Genomic DNA, 18,077 nt, shown 5'->3' with positions numbered 1-18,077 from the left:
GGCGAATGCCGTGACCAATGCCGGCCAGGCTACCCAAGTGCAGAACACTAACCTGATGCTGATCCTCGATATATCCGGCAGTATGGGCGAGCCATCGGGGTATCAAGGCATGACCCGGATGCAGGTCATGCAGAAGTCGGCACTGGAGCTGCTCGACAAATACAGCGCCTATGGCAACGTGATGGTTAACATCATCACCTTTGCCACCTCGGCAGCCAACGCGACGGGCGTCTGGGTCACGGTCGACGCGGCCAAGCTCATCATTCTTGGCCTCTCACCGACTGACTCTACCAACTACGATGATGCACTGAACGAGGCAATCAAGGCCTTTGGTGACAGTGGTAGACTCGTTGGCGCGCAGAATGTCTCCTACTTCATGTCTGACGGGCTGCCAAACGCAAATTCGCTGAGCGGCAACCCTGCAACGGTTCCCGACGGCGACAATTCTCTGGGCGGAGGAGACGGGATCAGTGGCGACGGGGTGACACTGAGTGGAGAGACGAAGGATTGGGCTGATTTCCTGACGGCGAACAACATCAACTCCTTTGCGCTCGGTATGGGGTCTGGGGCTACCCAGTCGGCGCTCAATCCGATCGCCTACAACGGTGTCAGTGGAGCAAGCCCGGCGAACACCACAGCCGTGGTGGTGACGGACTTCAGTCAGCTGGCAGCCACGCTGCTCAGCACCGTTGTGGCGCCTCCCCTCTCCGGACAACTGATAGATGGGGTAACAGCGAGTACCGGGGCTGATGGTGGCTGGATCAATTCCATCACAGTTGCGGGCGTCACTTACACCTACAACCAGAAGACTGATACTTCTGGCGTCTCGGGGGGGACTTCCGCCGGCACCTTTAATACGACGACCAACGAATGGTCCATTATGGTCGCCGGGGGCATCCTCAAGGTGGATATGGACAACGGTGTATATACCTATACTCCGCCATCATCCATACCGGTTGGTGGTATCAATCAGAGCTTTGGCTACAGCGTGATCGATAACGATGGGGATACTGCGTCCAGCACCTTGTCCATCATCGTCAATCCGGCGGTAGGTCCTACCGTGGTGCGTGATGACTTCATCATCACCAATCAGGATCCGTCTACCATCCCGGATTGGGCCCTGCTGGTGAACGATACGGGGCCGCTGGCGGCTACCCAGACGATCATAGGGGTCTCGGGCGCGGTCAGTGGTACGGTAACCGACAATGTGGGCTCGGTGACCTTCGATGATACCTCGGGCAATATCACACCCAACACTTACCAAGGGTCCTTCAACTACACCAACAGCACGACCTCGGATACTGCCAAGGTGTTTGTGGATGTGCAGGGCGGGACGCTCACCGGGAGCTATCTCGACGAGATCCTGATTGGTGGATCTGGTGATGAGACGCTCAACGGCAATGCCGGCAACGACATCCTGCTCGGTGGTGGCGGCAACGATGGGTTGAACGGTGGAGAGGGCAACGACATCCTCGTCGGCGGCGCAGGCAACGATACCTTGAATGGTGGTGCTGGCAACGACACTGCCAGTTACATCGACATCACGGGTGGCGTCGGTGTCACTGTGATAGTCAATGGCAACAACCAGGCCACCGGTGGCGCCGGCACCGACAGCCTTAGCAACATGGAGAACCTGGTCGGTTCGATGTTTGGTGACACTCTGACTGGTGATGGCAGTGCCAACATCCTCAGCGGCTTGGCCGGCAATGACACCTTGGCAGGGGGCGGTGGCGACGACCTGCTGATAGGTGGTATGGGCAGTGATACCCTGACAGGCAATGCCGGCAAGGATACCTTCAAGTGGCAGGCGGGAGATGCCGGTGGTACCGACACCATCATGGACTTCACCATAGGGGCCAATGGGGATGTACTGGATCTGAGCGAACTGCTCAGTGGCGAGCACGCCAATGCAGCGTCCTTGGATCAGTACCTGAACTTTGCTTCAGGTCCGGGGGTGAATAAATCGACCTTGACGATCGATCTGGATGGTTCGGGGAGTGGTACCACAACTCACAGTATCTTCTTTGACAATGTGGATCTGACGGCCAATTCGACACGGACCGATCTGCAAATCATTCAGGACCTGTTGAACCAGGGCAATCTCAAGGTCGATCCTTAATCAAACCATGGGGGCCGGGTTTGCCCGGCCCCTGTTATTTGATGAAGTGGACGGCTAAGATAGCGGCAGTATCAGGAGAGGGTCACCATGCAGTCATTCAACTGGGTCGACATCGATGGCATTCGCTATAGCTGGGACGGGCAGGACAACATCGTCTGCTCCGGCCGCTTTGGCTATCAGGCCGCGATGACGGGTGACAAGCTCAATGGTCTGGAGCTGGAGAGTGAGGATGGCGATGTGGCGGGGCTGCTCAATGTGGACTTTGCCGCCTCCAGCATCAGCTTTACGCCGGCAGAGGATGCTCCCTTGCCTCACATGGTGGTGCTGGTTGGCCATGAGTGGGGGCAGCAGGAGTACTCGCTGCAGAGCTTGAGCGACAGCTCCTTGCAGGGGCTGCTCAGCCATGGTGAAGAGCTTGACTGGAGTAGTCTGGCGGTGGTGACGGCTTCCGAGCCGAGCATGCCATCCCAGGGTCACGTTCTGTCGTGGGATTCATTCCATTTCGAGGATGAGTCTCTGCTCGGGGCCGAAGTTCCGTCGTCCGTGATCGCGAGCCATGGCAATCCCCTTGGAGGAGAGATCAGCATCAATATCGACATGACCAATCAGGTGCTGGAGCAGATCCCTCCATTGCACGATATATGAATCCCAATCGACGACGTGCATAATGACCTCCATCTAATCGATGGAGGTTTTTTTCTATGTGGCGTCCCCTTCTTACCCTGTCTGCGCTCGTTGTCAGTGCCCCGCTGATTGCCATCGAGGTGCCCCAGGCTCCCCATCTGGTGGTCAGCGGTTACGCGGAGCAGAAGGCAGAGCCCGACATGCTGACGCTCAACGTCGCCGTGACCGCCCTGGAGAAACAGGGCATCAAGGCCAAGCAGCAGGTGGATACCAAGGTTGCCGCCTTCTTTGGTCAACTGGAGAGCCTCGGCATCAAGCGCAGCGATGTGGAGGCCGGCAATCTGGTGATCTCCCCCGAGTACCAGTATCCGCAGAACAAGCAGCCCGAGATGGTGGGTTATCGTGCCCAGCGCCAGCTGGCGGTCAAACTCTACCAGCTCGACAAGCTGAGCCAGCTGATGGACACCGCCCTCAAGGCGGGTCTGGAGTCCGTCTCCCAGATTGAGTACGGCCTCAAGTCACCACTGGTCATCAAGGAGCAGGCGCGTCTTGGTGCTGTGGCAGATGCCACCAGCAAGGCGGAATCCCTGGCCAAGGCCTTTGGCATGAAGCTTGGCAAGGTGTACAGCGTCGAGTATCGCAACAGCTCACCCATGCCGGTCTATAGCCGAGCCATGAAGGCTGCAGCGGCCCCTGCCGCCGACATGGCGGAGAACAGCTACCAACAGCAGCAGATCAGCATCACGGACAACGTGGAAGCCGTCTTCCTGCTGGAATGATGGACCCTTCAACCGGCCCTGATCTCTCCAAACCCGAGGCTTCTGCCTCGGGTTTGTCGTTATGGAGGCCCTGATCATGGAAGCTGAATGGCAACGCCCAGAGGAAGCACTTATCTGGGCAGGCCCGGGGCAGGGGAGTGATAGACAACTTCGCTCATGCCAGGGGATCTGACGCATAAAAAAATGCCGGTCACTGACCGGCATTTTTGCAAGAGGAGCAGGGAGGCTTAGCCCAGATTGGTGGCGACCCGTTCCTGGCGCTTCTGCTTGAACAGATAGCCCAGACCCAGCACCAGTACCCAGGCCGGGATCAGCTCGACCGAGATGCGGGTGCCGTCGTTCATGTACATGATCACCAGGATGGCGGCCATGAAGGCGAGGCAGAGGTAGTTGCCAAAGGGGCTCCAGAGCGCCTTGAACTTGGTAGTCACCCCTTCGGCAGCCTTGACCTTGCGGAACTTGAGGTGGGCGAGGCTGATCATGGCCCAGTTGATGACCAGGGCGGAGACCACCAGCGACATCAAGAGGCCGAAAGCCTTGCCCGGGATCAGGTAGTTGATCAGCACGCACAGCAAGGTGGCCGCGGCCGAGATAGTGATGGCGGTCAGGGGAACCCCGCTCTTGTTAGTCTTGAGCAGGGCCTTGGGACCGTTGCCTTGCTTGGCCAGGCCAAACAGCATGCGGCTGTTGCAGTAGACACAGCTGTTGTAGACGGAGAGCGCCGCAGTCAGCACCACCAGGTTGAGCACGTTGGCCACCAGGTTGCTGTCGAGAGCATGGAAGATCATCACGAAGGGGCTGCCGCCTTCGACCACCTTGCCCCAGGGGTAGAGGGAGAGCAGCACGGTCAGAGCGCCGATATAGAAGATGAGGATGCGGTAGATCACCTGATTGGTGGCCTTGGGAATGCTCTTCTCGGGATTGTCCGCCTCTGCCGCCGTGATGCCGACCAGCTCCAGACCACCGAAGGAGAACATGATGAAGGCCATGGCCATCACCAGGCCGCCCACCCCGTTGGGGAAGAAGCCGCCCTGGGCCCACAGGTTGCTGACGGAGGCATCGGGGCCGCCGGTGCCGGAGAACAGAAGATAACCGCCAAAGCCTATCATGCCGAGGATGGCCACGACCTTGATGATGGCGAACCAGAACTCCATCTCGCCGAACGCCTTGACGTTGGAGAGGTTGATGGCGTTGATCAGCACGAAGAAGAAGGCCGCCGACATCCAGGTCGGGATCTCGGGCCACCAGTACTGTACGTAGATGCCGACTGCCGTCAGCTCCGCCATGCTCACCAGCACATAGAGCACCCAGTAGTTCCAGCCGGAGGCGAAACCGGCGAAGTCACCCCAGTACTTGTAGGCGAAGTGACTGAACGAGCCGGCCACCGGCTCTTCCACCACCATCTCGCCGAGCTGGCGCATGATGAGGAAGGCGATGAAGCCGCCGATGGCGTAACCAAGCAGTACCGAGGGGCCTGCCATCTTGATGGTGTCGGCAATGCCGAGGAACAGGCCGGTACCTATGGCACCGCCCAGTGCGATGAGCTGGATGTGGCGGTTTTTCAGGCCGCGCTTGAGCTCTTCGCCGTCTTGTTGAAGATCCATTCTTCCTTCCTTACGTCGCTGAATTCACTCGTCTCGCGCCTCGTCTGCCATGGCACTTCCTGTACCCGGCGCGGCATCTTGTGCCGAAAACGTGACGAAATCCGTATTAATATCGTTACGGTTTGCCGCGCACTGTTTTTTATGGCGGCTACCAACCCGAGCAGAATAGTGATAATCGACCACTTGTGCACCTGTTTTCCTCATCATTGGTTTGCTTTGTGGCCAATGTTCAGGTTTTTCATGATCTGGGAAGGGGTTTTGGAAGTGATTGCTGGTTTTATGGTCAATTGGTTTTGGTGCTATTGACCTGTCGGTGGTTTGATGGGCTAGTAGCCCTTTTCAAGGAAGGACTCATATGATCGAAGGTATTGTCGGTGGCTTGCTGCTCGCCACGCTCTGGCTGGGGATCTGGCTCTCCCCTATGTTGTTGACCATGGCTGCGGCCTGCTTGATGGTCTGGGGATGGCAGGGGGCGGATTATCTGGTTAACAACGTCGCCATGGTGCTGACGCTCGCCGCCGGGCTTGGCCTGCTACCCGCCTGCTGGTTGAGCGAGCGGGTACGCAAACGCCACGGCTTGCTGCGTTTTCATGGCATCTTGATGAACAATCGGGAACTCAACAAGCCCGGCCCCCGTCCTCGCCCCTGATCCGCATGACGCCGACGGTTCCGCCGGCGTCATTTCTCCCTGTCTTGCTGTCTTATTATCTTGCCACTCGCCAATCTGATAGTGCTTGATATGGCTATTTTCATGCGGGCAGCAGAGTTGGCGGCGAAGGCCGGTTGCCTCCAGGATCTTGGCGCTGATCTCCTCCACCGAGTGGGAGCTGGTGTCGAGGAAGCGGATCGCCTCCTGGCGGAACAGCCGCTCCACGCTTGCAAGCTCCTGCTCGCACTGCTCGAGAGAGGAGTAGCGACTATTGGCGCGGCGCTGGTTGCGGATCTCGTGCAGCCGTTGGGGGGCTATGGTGAGGCCGAACAGCTTGTGGCGGTTGGCCTTGAGCGGGGCGGGCAGCTCCAGCGAGCCCATGTCCTGCTCGATAAAGGGGTAGTTGGCGGCACGAATGCCAAACTGCAGTGCCAGATAGAGGCTGGTCGGCGTCTTGCCGCAGCGGGAGACCCCGATGAGGATGATGTCGGCCTCGTCATACTCCTTGGTGGTGATGCCGTCGTCGTTGCTGAGGGCGAAGTTGACCGCCTCGATGCGATCGTCATAGAGCTTGCGGTTCTCCATGCCGTGGGTGCGGTGGAGCCTGGGCTCGGCCTTGATCCCGAGCTCCTGCTCGAGGGGGCTCACGAAGGTGTTGAGAAAATCGTGGCTGCTGGCCTGGGCCTTGAGCACCTCTTCCCGCACCAGGGGGTCGACTATGGTGTGAAACAGTATGGGGCGCACCCCGGTCTGGCGAAACTGCTCATCGATGCGGGCCCGCACCTGGCGCGCCTTTTCCTGGGTCTCCACGAAGGGGATGGTGACCTGTTCGAAGACCAGCGGAAACTGGCTCAACACGGCATGACCGAACACCTCGGCGGTGATGGCGGTGCCGTCGGATACATAGAATACGGTGTGCACAGCGGACTCCTGTGGTGTGCTCCTGGGGGGTTGCGAGCAATCAGTATCTCTCGAAACCATATCTCTTTTGTCAACAGGTCTGCCATTCCCAAGTTGTGAACTCGCTTGCAAACCTGAGTCGTTACCTTTTTGTGTCGGTATTGTAGAATGCCTGTGTCAAACGGCCATCCCCAACTCTTGCTCGGGGATTTTTTTGACAATAAGTAGAAAACGTTTTCATGGTCGTTGGCAACAGACACTAACAAAAACACACGACTTGGCACAGCTGGTGCGTTGACACCCTGGCCCACCAACCTGGAGACATGCAAATGCAACAGTACGTACTCTGGTACGAACAGCTCGGTATGCAGGACGTAGAGCGCGTCGGCGGCAAGAATGCATCCCTTGGCGAGATGATCAGCAACCTCTCCGGTGCCGGCGTGTCCGTGCCGGGCGGCTTTGCGACCACCGCCTTTGCGTTTAACGAGTTTCTGGAGTTAAGCGGCCTCAACGGCAAGATCCACGACCTGCTCGACAGCCTGGATGTAGACGACATCGCTGCCCTCAACCGGGCTGGTCAGCAGATCCGTGACTGGGTGGTGGACGCCCCCTTCCAGCCTGCGCTGGAGCAGGCGGTGCGCGAGGCCTATGACAAGCTGAGCGCTGGCCTCGAGGCTTCCTTTGCGGTGCGTTCCTCCGCCACGGCCGAAGACATGCCGGACGCCTCCTTCGCCGGTCAGCAGGAGACCTTCCTCAACGTGCGCGGCATAGACTCTGTCATGACCGCCATCAAGCATGTGTTTGCGTCGCTCTTCAACGACCGCGCCATCTCCTACCGGGTGCATCAGGGCTATGACCACAAGGGCGTGGCCCTCTCCGCCGGGGTGCAGCGCATGGTGCGCTCGGACTTGGCCGCCTCCGGCGTCATGTTCACCCTGGATACCGAATCCGGCTTCAACGATGTGGTCTTCATCACAGGCGCCCAAGGTCTCGGCGAGATGGTGGTGCAGGGGGCTGTCAACCCGGACGAGTTCTATGTCCACAAGCCGACCCTGAAATCGGGTCGCCCCGCCGTGGTGCGCAAGACGCTGGGCTCCAAGCTCATCAAGATGACCTACTCCGAGGACGCCGGTCACGGCCGTCAGGTGAAGATAGTCGACACTCAGGATGCCGAGCGCAACCGCTTCTGCATCACGGATGAGGAAGTGATGGCGCTGGCGAAGCAGGCCCTCATCATAGAACAGCACTACGGCCGCCCCATGGACATCGAGTGGGCCAAGGATGGTCAGGACGGTCAGCTCTACATAGTCCAGGCCCGTCCGGAAACCGTGCGTAGTCGCCAGGAGGCGAATACGCTCGAGCGTTTTGCCCTCAAGCAATCCGGCAAGGTGCTGATCGAGGGGCGTGCCATCGGCCACAAGATTGGCTCTGGCCCGGCGCGGGTCATCTCCTCCATCAGCCAGATGGACGAGGTGCAGCCAGGCGACGTGCTGGTCACCGACATGACGGATCCGGACTGGGAGCCCATCATGAAGCGGGCCTCCGCCATCGTCACCAACCGGGGTGGCCGCACCTGCCACGCCGCCATCATAGCCCGTGAGCTCGGCATCCCGGCCGTGGTCGGCTGTGGCGATGCCACCGACCGTATCGAGGCGGGTCAGCTCATCACCGTCTCCTGCGCGGAAGGGGATACCGGCTTCATCTACGACGGCGAGCTCGACTTCGACGTGGCGGTGACCGAGGTGGGCAACATGCCGCGCCTGCCCATCAAGATCATGATGAACGTCGGCAACCCGGACAGGGCCTTTGATTTTGCCCAGTTGCCGAACGCCGGTGTGGGTCTGGCCCGTCTCGAGTTCATCATCAACCGCATGATAGGGGTGCACCCCAAGGCGCTGCTGGAATTCGACAAGCAGAGCCCTGAGCTGCAGGCCACCATATCCAAGATGATCGCCGGTTACGACAGCCCCCGTGAATACTACGTGGCCAAGCTGAGTGAAGGGATCGCTACCCTGGCCGCCGCCTTCTGGCCGGAGCGGGTCATAGTGCGGATGTCGGACTTCAAGTCCAACGAGTACGCCAACCTGGTGGGGGGCCGTGGCTACGAGCCCCACGAAGAGAACCCCATGATCGGCTTCCGGGGCGCGTCGCGCTACATCGCCGACAGCTTCCGTCCCTGCTTCGCGCTGGAGTGTGAGGCGATGAAACGGGTGCGCGACGTAATGGGCCTGACCAACGTCGAGGTGATGATCCCCTTCGTGCGCACCGTGGGCGAAGCGGAGCAGGTGGTGGAAATCCTGGCCGAGAACGGCCTGCGCCGCGGCGAGCGGGGCCTGAAAGTCATCATGATGTGCGAGCTGCCCTCCAACGCCCTGCTGGCGGACAAGTTCCTCGAGCACTTCGATGGCTTCTCCATCGGCTCCAATGACATGACCCAGTTGACCCTGGGGCTGGACCGGGATTCGGGCCTCATCGCCCACCTGTTCGATGAGCGCAACGAGGCGGTCAAGGCGCTGCTGGCGATGGCCATCGCCGCGGCCCGCAAGGCGGGCAAGTACGTCGGCATCTGCGGCCAGGGCCCGTCCGATCACCCGGACTTCGCCGCCTGGCTGGTCGAGCAGGGCATAGATTCTGTGTCGCTCAACCCCGATACCGTGGTCGACACCTGGCTCTATCTGGCCGAGCAGAATAAGGCCAATTGAGCCAGCACAAACAGCGGCACTGCCACCTAATGGTGCTGTGTTGATGATGCGTTCATGCAAGAAAGGGGGCCATGATGGCCCCCTTTGTTATCTGTGTGGCGTGGCTTATTTCGGGCGCACTTGCTGCTCGGCTCCCGACAGCTCGATCTGCACCTTCACCCCTTCGCTCTTGAGCTTGGTGGCGATGGCGTTGAGATCGGTGCCCGGTTTGGCCTCCAGCAGGGCGATGCCGCCACTGCTCTGTTTGAAGTTCAGGCCGTGGCGAGTCGCCAGTGCCCTGGCGCTGGCATCGTCAGCTTCCACCAGCAGGGTGCCGCTAACGGTAAGCTCCGGGCTGGCGGCCCCTTGCATCAACACGTCACCGCGGCGCAGGGTCTGTGCGGGGCCTTGCTGTCAAGGCTGCGGGCGACCCGCTTCTTGCTGCCGTTGTCGGGAATGAGGTAGGTCTGGCCGTTCACCTCTATGGTGCTGTACTGCTTGCCATCCATGGTGACGGACTCCTCGGCGCAGAGCTGTCCCGAGAGGGGTGCCAGCAGGGTTGCCAGCAGCAAGGTAACAGGTTTGTTTCATGTTGTGACTCCTGTGCGTGTTAGCTGCGGTTGGCATCGTGACCCAGGACCCGCAGGGACCAGTTGAGCAGTTGACCCGGCTGGCTGTTGTTGCGCTCGGTCAGGGTCGTGCGGGCATTGGTGCTGCGATTGAGCAGCGAGACCTGGCGAGTGCCGCTGGCGACGTCGGTCACCGCCAGTTGCCACTCGCCCTGGGCCGATTCACCGTAGAACTTGTGGGAGAGCATGCGCATGTCGCGCAGCCCCTTGGTGCGCACATAACCCAGTTGCTGCCGGTCGAGGGATTGACCCACCAGGCTGTTGTTGGGGTTGAGCAGCACGCTGCGGGTGCCGGAGGGCGAGATGAGCTCGATCAGCAGATCGGGCAGTCGCTGGTGATCCAGACTGACCTGCACCTGCACCGCTTCCACCGTGAGCGCCTGCTCGACCCGGGTGCTGGAGGTGGTCGGGCTGCTGCCCAGATCCGGGATGGCGCCCTGGGCGTTACCTTGCACCGTCACCTTCTGCCACGGCAGCTGTACCAGCGCCGGCAAGGGGTTGTGGGTGGCGGCGCTCGCCAGGGCCTTGTTCACATCGATGAGGCCAAAGCCGTAGGTCGGGTTGAACCAGATCCCGGCGGCGTTGCGCTCCCAGCCTTCCAGCCCTGTCACCCGGCGTTGCTGACCATTGGCGGCCGTGTAGCTCAGCGTGACCGCTGCCTGGTTGGCATCGATGCGGGTGGCGTTGCGTGCCAGCAGATCCCGCAGATCCCGCACCGACAGGTCCGGATAGGCTGACATCAGCAGCGCCATGGCGCCAGCTGTGTTCGGGGTGGCCGAAGAGGTGCCGTTCATGGTGCCGTTGTAGTCACAGCCGGCATCCAGCGCCGGGTTGCCGTGCAGCCGGTTGGCGCTCTGACGATCGGTGCGGTTGTAGCCCAGGTCGCAGCCGGGCAGATCCGTGGTGACCATGGCCGGTGAGGCGGTGCCGTACTCGCCGCCTGGAGCCGTCAGGAAGACGTTGCTGCCGACGCTGGAGTAGGAGGAGCGCACGCCGTCTGCGTTGCTGGCACTGACCACCAGGTTCCAGAAGTTGCTGTTGGAAGGATCTATATTGCTGTTTTCAAACGGCAGTCTGAGCTCGCCGCCGGTGCGGTTGAGCACATAGTTGCCGGCGGCAATGCGGCTGAAGCCGTTGCCCGCGGCCTTGATGTAAGCGGCCCCTTGCGCCTTCAGGGTCATCTGCTCGAACAGGCGATCCAGTTGCACCTGGTTGAGCCCGCCGGCCCCCTGGGGGTCGACCAGGCTCATGCCGTAGCTCTGGTTGAAGACGCGGTTGTCGCGGCTGGCCTGGCTGTTGCCGAGGGCATAGAGCCAGTCTTGCTGCAACTGCTGGCTATTGTCGTCGAGCAGGTTGAAGCCTTGCAACTGGGCACGGGGGGCCACGCCCCGGGTGCCGATGGCGTTGTCGACCGCGGCTATGATGCCGGAGACAGAGGTGCCGTGGGCACTGTCTGGATCGGTCGGCGTCGGATCGTCGCTGCCGGTCACCACGTTGCGCGAACCGGGGCGGACGTTGTCGGCGAGATCCGGATGGGCTATGGCCAGACCGTCGTCCACGACGGCCACATTGATCCCCTGGCCGAGCACCTCTGTGCGGTGGGCCCACCAGAGGTTGAGGTCATTGCCCGCCACGCCGCCACGGGCACTGAAGGCATGCTGGCCACTGTTGAGCAGGTGCCACTGCTGGTCCTGCAAGGGGTTGATGCCGGGCAGGCAGCGCTGTGCGCTGGTGCGGCCGGTATCCATGTCGACTTCTCTGCCGGTGAGGGGGGTACAACTCTCGGCAGCCTGAGCCGAGACGACAGCAGGGCCGAGAGCAGGGCCGTGATTGCCAATGCTAACGATGTTTTTCTCATTGATAAACTCCATCTTAAGGGCGCACCGTCCGAGGTGCGACGGGCATCTATACATGAGAAAAGACGATTCAAAAGGCTCTCATTTCGGAGTTGGGAGGGGGCTCAAAGAAATCTCATTCGAACCCATATGGGGGTATCAATGGGGCAGATTACGTGTTTCATTGAGAGTCATTCGCATTCAATGCTAATGATTTTTTTGTCGATATGGTGGCCTGTTGTCAAGCGCCCCTCACCACCTGCCAAGGCTGCCGCTGGTCGCTATCCCTGTTAAGGTAAGGGCAAAACAGCACTCAGGACGGATCCATGACTCTTTTGCAGTGGCAATCAGCCAGCTTGGTTCTTCACGGCGACCAGACTCTCTTCATCCCCGACCTCACCCTGGCGCCTCAGGCGTGCTGGGCCTTCGTCGGCAGCAACGGCAGCGGCAAGACGGCGCTGGCTTCTGCCCTGTGCGGCGAGCTGGCCGTCCGTGCAGGGGGGGTGACCGGTCGGGTGAGGGCCGAGCGCCTCTCGTTTGAGTCGCAGCAGCGGCTGGGGGAGCTGGACTGGCAGCGGCGCAACACCGACATGCTGGGGGAAGAGGAGGAGGCGGGCTATCGGGTGTCGACCCTGATGCTGGAGGAGGGGGGAGAGGAGGCGCAAGCCCGATCGTTGCTGGCGCGCTTCGGCATCGAGTCCCTGTGGGATCGCCCCTATCGCCATCTCTCGAGCGGGGAGGGACGCAAGCTGCTGCTGGCCCGCGCCCTGCTGGGGCGGCCCGAACTGCTGGTGCTGGACGAGCCCTTCGATGGCCTGGATCAGGGCTCGCGCAGGGATCTGATGTCGCTGCTGGCGCAATTGGTGGCGCAGGGGCAACGTCTGGTGGTGATCGTCAACCGCTTCGACGAGATCCCCCCCTTCACCAGTCACCTCGGCCTGCTCGGGGAGCGCCGCCTGTTGCTGGCGGGGGAGCGTGACGCCGTGCTAGGCAGCCAGGAGGTGGCCCAGCTGGCACGGGCCGAGGGGCAGAGCCCGCAGCTGCCCCCTCCGCTCCAGGCACCCACGCCCCTGCCCGCCGGCCCCCGGGTGCAGATGCACGCCTTGCGCGTCGCCTACGGGGAGCAGGTCATCATCGACGGGCTCGACTGGACCATTGCCGAGGGGGAGCACTGGCAACTGGTGGGGCCCAACGGCGCCGGCAAGTCGACCCTGCTCGCCCTCATCACAGGGGATCATCCGCAGGGGTACAGCAATGATCTGCGCCTGTTCGGGGTGCGCCGGGGCAGTGGCGAGAGCATCTGGGAGATCAAGCGCCACATCGGCCTGGTCAGCCCGGCCCTGCACCTGGACTATCGCGTCAGTTGTTCGGTGCAGACGGTGATCCTCTCCGGCTTTTATGACTCCATCGGCCTCTATACCCGCCCGGGGGATCGCCAGCTCGCGCTCGCCAACCAGTGGCTGGCCCTGCTGGGGCTAAAAGATCAGGGGACGCTGCCCTTCCGCGCCCTCTCCTTTGGTCAGCAGCGCCTGGTGCTGATTGCCCGAGCCCTGGTCAAGCATCCGCCACTGCTCATTTTGGATGAGCCCCTGCAGGGGCTGGATCCTTTGAACCGTCATTTGGTGCGGGAGATGGTGGTGCGCCTCATAGGGGAAGGCACCCAGTTGCTGTTCGTCTCCCACCACCCCGAGGATGCGCCCCCTGGCCTCAGCCACCGGCTGAGTTTCGTGCCAAACGGCGCCGGGGGTTATCGCTATCTGCAGGAGACGCTGGATGAGGGGTCTGCCTAGGCCTATTTGACGAGCGCGAGGATCTGGCGAAACGCCGGATGGCGGCAATCTCCCATCAGATCAAAGAGGCACATCTCCACCGAGGTGAGGGATGCGCCTCGGGCCGCCAGCTGGCTGATGGCGAGATCCCGGTTGGCGGCGGTGCGGGATGACGTTGCATCCACCACCAAAGAGACCCGGGCGCCGCTTGCCAGCAGCCCCAGCACACTCTGGTAGACGCAGATATGGGCTTCGATGCCGCATACCAGCCAGTGACTGACCCCGGTTCCGGCCAGGGCGGCGGCGACCGTCGGCTCCCCCAGGGCGCCGAAGCTGAACTTCGGCAGCACAAGGGCGCCTGCCTGCTGCGGCTGCAACTCGGGCACTGTGGCCCCGAGCTTGTCCGGGTTCTGCTCCAGCCAGACAACCGGCAACCCCAGCGCCTTGGCTCCCTGCACCAGTCGGGCCGTGTTGGCGATGAGCGACTCGCTCCCCTCGACCAGACGGGCCAGCTTGCCCTGGATATCGACGACCAGCAGGCCTGTGTCGCGGCGTTCAAGCATGATTTTCTCCTTAGTTTGTGGCGAGTTTCCTGGCACCGAGGTCAACGACGCCGGGCTTCTGCTGACAAGCTGCACGGCGCCTCTTCACGGGTTCGCCATGCCAGAGGGGTCAAGGTAGGCCAGCACCTCTATGTTGTTGCCGTCCGGATCGCGCAGGAAGGCGGCGTAGTAATTGGGGGCATAGTGGGGGCGCAGCCCCGGCTGCCCGTTGCAGGCAAAGCCGGCCCTGACACCGACCTGATAGAACTCATCCACCTGCGCAGCGCAGCTGGCAGTGAAAGCGAGATGACAGGGGGCACCCTGTTCGCCCCGCTCTATCAAAAAGCCCACCTTGTCGTGACCAAGCCGGCCGAAACCTGCGGCGTCTTTGTCTGCCCATTTGAGTTCTATCAAGAGGGGCACCAGCACGGTTGCGTAGAAGCGTCGGCAGTCGTCGAAGCACACCACCTTGATTTCAACATGATCGAACACAACCACTCCTTGTGCTGTTTGGATGAAAGGGAGAGGCAATATGGTCCCCTAGGTGTCACCAGCCGGATCCCCGGGATGATGGGTATCGAATGACCACAATAGGCCAGTTGTGCCTCAAGCGGGGAGGGGGCAAACGCGATAACTGCGTGCGTTATCAAAGATTTTCAGCTCGGGGCCGGAGGGACTTCACCGTCATCTGGCCAAGCTTGCCCGGTTTTGTTGCTTGGCGAAGGGGAAAAGCTCTGTTATGGTGTTGTCAATTAGCCGTTTGGATGGCTAGATGGTTGTGGTGTCGACCTTGATGATGACAGCGCAGCCCCACCACTTTGATGACCATTTTGACAGGGAGTTTCTATGCAGCGTCGTTCCTTCTTCACCCTCTCCGCCCTCGCGCTGCTCGCCAGCAGCCTGCCGCTGTCAGCCTTTGCCATCGATGAGGCGAAGAAAGAGATAGTGATTGGCACCACTGTCGGGGACTTTGCCGACATGGTGACCGACTCCATCAAGCCGCAGCTGGAGGCCAAGGGCTACAAGGTCAAACTGGTGGAGTTCACCGACTACGTGACCCCCAACATCGCCCTGGCGGACGGCTCGCTGGATGTGAACTGCTTCCAGCACAAACCCTATCTGGACAGCTTCTCCAAAGACAGGGGCCTCTCCCTGGCCCCCATCACCCAGGTGCCGACCGGCCCCATGGGGCTCTATGCCGGCAAGCTGGGGGATCTCAAGGCCCTGAAAGAGGGGAGCACAGTCGCCATTCCCAACGACCCCACCAACCAGGCACGGGCCCTGCTGATGCTGCAGGACTTGGGCTGGCTCACCCTCAAAGAGGGGATCAACCCCCTCAAGGCGAGCGAGTTCGATGTGGTGAGCAATCCCCACGACATCAAGCTGGTGCTGCTGGAGGCGGCGCAACTGCCCCGCTCCCGTGAAGATGTGGACTTCTCCGTCATCAACGGCAACTTCGCCGCCTCGAGCGGGATCCCGTTCAGCTCCGGGCTCTTCCTCGAGCGCAGCTATGACTTCATCAACTGGGTGGTGGTCAAAGGGGCCGATGCGGACAAGCCATTCGCCAAGGATGTGGCGGCCGCCTACAACTCCCCCGAGTTCAAGGCCTATGCCGCCAAGCGCTTCGTCGGCTACAAGTACCCCCAGGGCTGGCAGAGCCAAGGCTGAGAGCAGAGCCAGGGCTGAGGGCTGAAAGCAGCACCTGCGATAAAAAAACGGGCACCAGGGTGCCCGTTTTTTATCTGGGAGAATCAGTAGTGGTGCAGCCACCAGCGGGCGGCGACGAGGGCGGTGAGGCTGCCAAGCAGGGCGCTCGCCAGCACGTCCAGGGGCCAGTGCATGCCGATCAGGGTGCGCGACAGGCCGATGCCGATGGCCCAGAGCGGCAGCAGCCAGACCCCGGAGGGGGCCCGGGCCAGCCAGATCAGCCCGAAGAACTGGGCCAGGCTCATGGCGGCTATGCTGTGGCCGGAGGGGAAGGCGTAGTTCACCTCCGTCTGCCAGTGGTGGCCTAGCCAGGCGGGCAGCGCCAGCAACTGGGTTGCGGCGTGGACCTGTTCGCTGCGAACATCGACGCTACTGGCGTAGAAGCTCTTGATGGCCGGGATCAGCTGCTGGCTCTCCAGCCAGAGCAGGTAGGGGCGGGGCTCTTCGGTCAGGTGCTTGATCAGGCTCTTGAGCACCCAGTCGCTGGCGAGCAGGGCCGCCAGGGCGCATCCCAGCGCAATAAAGGGCGCCAGCTCCAGTTTCAGTTTGTAGCGGGTCAGCAGCAGCAAGATGGCGCCACTGACCCCGATCCCGGGAATATCCACCATGCGGGTGAGGGCGTATGACCACCATAGCCAGCCAGATTGCAGGGAGCCGGTCATGAAGGGCTGCCAGGGCAGCGTGGCGAGCAGCAGCAGGGGCAAGGTTAGCAGGGCGGTGAAGCCGAGGACCTGGCTGCGAGAGAGTGACGTGGTGGCAAGGAGGCATGGTCGTTGGGCGGTAGTGAGAAAGTGGCGCATTGTGCCATTAGCCGATCTGCGGGCAAAGTCGGGCGGATGATTTGTTACCTCTGCTTACATATTCGCGACCCGATCCCGCGCCCGGAGCGGGTTATCTGCGAGGTGCTTGTGGCGCTGCGATGAGGGAATGTCGCGCCCTTTCGCACGGGCAGATTGCATCACAGGCTGAAATATCGGGCGGCTTTGGGCTAGAATGGCGCCCCCGTGGCCGGTTGTGAAGTGAAGAGAGCCCGATGAAGATAGTCGTTGATGAGAATATGCCCCATGCCCTTGAGCTGTTTGCCGAATTTGGCGAGGTGGTCGCCTTGCCCGGACGGCAGATGCAGGCCAGCGGATCTGCAGGATGCCGATGTGCTGCTGGTGCGTTCGGTCACCCGCGTCAACGGCGATTTGCTGGCGACCAGCCCGCGGCTCGGGTTTGTCGGCACCGCCACCATAGGCACCGACCATGTCGACAAGGCTTTGCTGGCGAGCCGCAATATTCCCTTCTTCAGCGCCCCCGGTGCAACAAGTATTCGGTCGGCGATTATGTGCTCTCCGCCCTGCTGGTGCTGGCGGAGCGCTATGAACTCAGCCTCTCGAGATGAGCCTCGCGGTGATTGGGGCGGGCAATACCGGTGAGTGCGTGGCGAGCAAGGCCGAGGCGCTCGGCATGCGGGTGCTGCGCTGCGATCCGCCGCGGGCGCGAGTCGCCGGGCAGGCAGGCGAGACAGGCGCATTCGTCGACTACCAGACGGCGCTCGGGCCGACATCGTCAGCTTCCATGTGCCCATCACCCGTGAAGGGGCAGGATGCCACCTACCATCTGCTGGATGCCGAGCAGATCGCCGCGCCGTCCTGCCGGGCAGACCCTCATCAACGCCTCCCGTGGCGAGGTGTGGGATAACCAGGCGCTGCTGGCGCGCCAGCAAGCGATAAGCCATTGCGGCTGGTGATGGATGTGTGGGAGAAGGGGAGCCTGAGCCGCTCAGAGCCCTGGTGCCCCATACCGAGCTCGCGACCCCGCACATCGCGGGCTACAGCCTGGAGGGCAAGGCCCGCGGCACCTGGATGCTCTATCAGGCACTCTGCCAGCAGCTGGGGCGTATGCCGCGCCAGGATTTGCAATCAGCTGTTGCCTGCCCCCAGGTGCGCGGTGGTGCCGGGCCAGCCCGCCGATCAGGGGTTGATCAAGCAGCTGGTCCACCTCATCTATGATGTGCGCCGGGACGATGCCCGCTTTCGCAACCGGATTGGGGTGCCCGGCAGCTTCGATGGGCAGCGCAAGGACTACCCGGAGCGGCGCGAGCTCTCCTCCTTGCAGGTCAGCGGCCCCTTCGCCTGCGACAGGCTGGCCCGGCTTGGCTTTGCCATCTCGCAAAAGATAACCGGCCGGTGAGCCATGCTGGCCACGATCACCAAATGGGGCGCAGCCCGTCTTGCTGCGCCGGGCAGCCCTC

The 18,077-nt window shown here is 61.7% G+C and carries 15 protein-coding genes and 4 pseudogenes; 11 read left to right on the top strand and 8 right to left on the bottom strand.

Translation table 11 applies throughout. The features are described from left to right. The 3 genes from ACF2JD_RS12350 to ACF2JD_RS12340 form a co-directional block, all read left to right on the top strand. On the top strand, positions 1-2,119 hold a 2,119-nt coding region (locus ACF2JD_RS12350), incomplete at its 5' end, for a type I secretion C-terminal target domain-containing protein (protein WP_440987509.1). A gap of 87 nt (positions 2,120-2,206) precedes the next feature. Then, the gene (locus tag ACF2JD_RS12345; RefSeq protein WP_139744669.1) at positions 2,207-2,764 is read left to right on the top strand and encodes a hypothetical protein; all 558 of its coding nucleotides are present in this window, start codon (positions 2,207-2,209) and stop codon (positions 2,762-2,764) included. A gap of 56 nt (positions 2,765-2,820) precedes the next feature. Beyond that, on the top strand, positions 2,821-3,522 hold the full coding sequence (locus tag ACF2JD_RS12340) for an SIMPL domain-containing protein (protein WP_440987508.1): 702 nt from the start codon (positions 2,821-2,823) through the stop codon (positions 3,520-3,522). A gap of 227 nt (positions 3,523-3,749) precedes the next feature. On the opposite strand, the gene ACF2JD_RS12335 is transcribed toward ACF2JD_RS12340, so the two are convergent. After that, a complete protein-coding gene (locus tag ACF2JD_RS12335) occupies positions 3,750-5,126 on the bottom strand; it encodes an amino acid permease (protein ID WP_213345044.1) in 1,377 nt (458 codons plus the stop codon). A 358-nt stretch (positions 5,127-5,484) separates the two neighbouring features. Between ACF2JD_RS12335 and ACF2JD_RS12330 the strand changes: the two genes are divergently transcribed. Further along, positions 5,485-5,775: a hypothetical protein gene (locus ACF2JD_RS12330; protein ID WP_440987526.1), complete on the top strand. Its 291-nt coding sequence runs from the start codon at positions 5,485-5,487 to the stop codon at positions 5,773-5,775. Positions 5,776-5,889: 114 nt separating this feature from the next. On the opposite strand, the pseudogene ppsR reads toward ACF2JD_RS12330, so the two are convergent. Then, positions 5,890-6,696: pseudogene (gene ppsR / locus ACF2JD_RS12325) on the bottom strand (posphoenolpyruvate synthetase regulatory kinase/phosphorylase PpsR); the annotation flags it as partial. A gap of 308 nt (positions 6,697-7,004) precedes the next feature. Between ppsR and ppsA the strand changes: the two are divergent. Further along, the gene (gene ppsA / locus ACF2JD_RS12320; protein ID WP_440987507.1) at positions 7,005-9,377 is read left to right on the top strand and encodes a phosphoenolpyruvate synthase; all 2,373 of its coding nucleotides are present in this window, start codon (positions 7,005-7,007) and stop codon (positions 9,375-9,377) included. A gap of 105 nt (positions 9,378-9,482) precedes the next feature. Here the strand turns inward: ppsA and ACF2JD_RS12315 are convergent. Both ACF2JD_RS12315 and asp read right to left on the bottom strand, forming a co-directional pair. Then, positions 9,483-9,928, bottom strand: a pseudogene (locus ACF2JD_RS12315) (serine protease chaperone). A 38-nt stretch (positions 9,929-9,966) separates the two neighbouring features. Then, positions 9,967-11,843: pseudogene (asp, locus tag ACF2JD_RS12310) on the bottom strand (serine protease Asp). Between the two features lie 303 nt (positions 11,844-12,146). Between asp and modF the strand changes: the two are divergent. Next, entirely contained in the window at positions 12,147-13,610 is a 1,464-nt protein-coding gene (gene modF / locus ACF2JD_RS12305; protein ID WP_440987506.1) for a molybdate ABC transporter ATP-binding protein ModF, read from the top strand. 2 nt (positions 13,611-13,612) lie between these two features. Here modF and ACF2JD_RS12300 read toward each other — a convergent pair whose 3' ends face one another. Together ACF2JD_RS12300 and ACF2JD_RS12295 are read right to left on the bottom strand one after the other, a co-directional pair. Next, a complete protein-coding gene (locus ACF2JD_RS12300; RefSeq protein WP_440987505.1) occupies positions 13,613-14,152 on the bottom strand; it encodes an isochorismatase family protein in 540 nt (179 codons plus the stop codon). Between the two features lie 84 nt (positions 14,153-14,236). Next, a complete protein-coding gene (locus ACF2JD_RS12295; protein ID WP_411669752.1) occupies positions 14,237-14,623 on the bottom strand; it encodes a VOC family protein in 387 nt (128 codons plus the stop codon). Between the two features lie 354 nt (positions 14,624-14,977). Between ACF2JD_RS12295 and ACF2JD_RS12290 the strand changes: the two genes are divergently transcribed. Beyond that, a complete protein-coding gene (locus ACF2JD_RS12290) occupies positions 14,978-15,799 on the top strand; it encodes a MetQ/NlpA family ABC transporter substrate-binding protein (protein WP_171276369.1) in 822 nt (273 codons plus the stop codon). 83 nt (positions 15,800-15,882) lie between these two features. Here ACF2JD_RS12290 and ACF2JD_RS12285 read toward each other — a convergent pair whose 3' ends face one another. Next, positions 15,883-16,638: a phosphatase PAP2 family protein gene (locus ACF2JD_RS12285; protein ID WP_440987504.1), complete on the bottom strand. Its 756-nt coding sequence runs from the start codon at positions 16,636-16,638 to the stop codon at positions 15,883-15,885. A 188-nt stretch (positions 16,639-16,826) separates the two neighbouring features. Further along, positions 16,827-17,117 (bottom strand): hypothetical protein, encoded by a 291-nt coding sequence (locus tag ACF2JD_RS12280; RefSeq protein ID WP_440987530.1) that lies wholly within the window; start codon positions 17,115-17,117, stop codon positions 16,827-16,829. Between ACF2JD_RS12280 and ACF2JD_RS12275 the strand changes: the two genes are divergently transcribed. From ACF2JD_RS12275 to ACF2JD_RS12260, 4 genes and pseudogenes are all read left to right on the top strand, one after another. Continuing rightward, positions 16,999-17,259: a hypothetical protein gene (locus tag ACF2JD_RS12275; RefSeq protein ID WP_440987525.1), complete on the top strand. Its 261-nt coding sequence runs from the start codon at positions 16,999-17,001 to the stop codon at positions 17,257-17,259. The two genes, ACF2JD_RS12280 and ACF2JD_RS12275, sit on opposite strands and share 119 nt — an antisense overlap. Then, positions 17,222-17,410, top strand: a pseudogene (locus ACF2JD_RS12270) (hypothetical protein); the annotation flags it as partial. The gene ACF2JD_RS12275 and the pseudogene ACF2JD_RS12270, both read left to right, overlap by 38 nt. Positions 17,411-17,429: 19 nt before the next feature. Beyond that, on the top strand, positions 17,430-17,573 hold the full coding sequence (locus ACF2JD_RS12265; RefSeq protein WP_440987529.1) for a hypothetical protein: 144 nt from the start codon (positions 17,430-17,432) through the stop codon (positions 17,571-17,573). Positions 17,574-17,776: 203 nt separating this feature from the next. After that, on the top strand, positions 17,777-18,016 hold the full coding sequence (locus tag ACF2JD_RS12260; RefSeq protein ID WP_440987503.1) for a DUF3410 domain-containing protein: 240 nt from the start codon (positions 17,777-17,779) through the stop codon (positions 18,014-18,016). Positions 18,017-18,077 lie beyond the last annotated feature (61 nt).

This window comes from Aeromonas ichthyocola (assembly GCF_046087985.1).
In the GTDB taxonomy this organism is placed as follows: Bacteria; Pseudomonadota; Gammaproteobacteria; order Enterobacterales; family Aeromonadaceae; genus Aeromonas; species Aeromonas rivipollensis.
The sequence above is the reverse complement of the archived record's forward strand: the minus strand, read 5'-3'. Positions and strand labels throughout refer to the sequence as shown.

Coding starts and splice junctions, on each gene's coding strand:
- ACF2JD_RS12285 (WP_440987504.1), bottom strand. CDS start 16,638: ATGCGCCACTTTCTCACTACCGCCCAACGACCATGCCTCCTTGCCACC.
- ACF2JD_RS12290 (WP_171276369.1), top strand. CDS start 14,978: ATGCAGCGTCGTTCCTTCTTCACCCTCTCCGCCCTCGCGCTGCTCGCC.
- ACF2JD_RS12345 (WP_139744669.1), top strand. CDS start 2,207: ATGCAGTCATTCAACTGGGTCGACATCGATGGCATTCGCTATAGCTGG.
- ppsA (WP_440987507.1), top strand. CDS start 7,005: ATGCAACAGTACGTACTCTGGTACGAACAGCTCGGTATGCAGGACGTA.
- ACF2JD_RS12265 (WP_440987529.1), top strand. CDS start 17,430: ATGCCACCTACCATCTGCTGGATGCCGAGCAGATCGCCGCGCCGTCCT.
- modF (WP_440987506.1), top strand. CDS start 12,147: ATGACTCTTTTGCAGTGGCAATCAGCCAGCTTGGTTCTTCACGGCGAC.
- ACF2JD_RS12300 (WP_440987505.1), bottom strand. CDS start 14,152: ATGCTTGAACGCCGCGACACAGGCCTGCTGGTCGTCGATATCCAGGGC.
- ACF2JD_RS12335 (WP_213345044.1), bottom strand. CDS start 5,126: ATGGATCTTCAACAAGACGGCGAAGAGCTCAAGCGCGGCCTGAAAAAC.
- ACF2JD_RS12340 (WP_440987508.1), top strand. CDS start 2,821: ATGTGGCGTCCCCTTCTTACCCTGTCTGCGCTCGTTGTCAGTGCCCCG.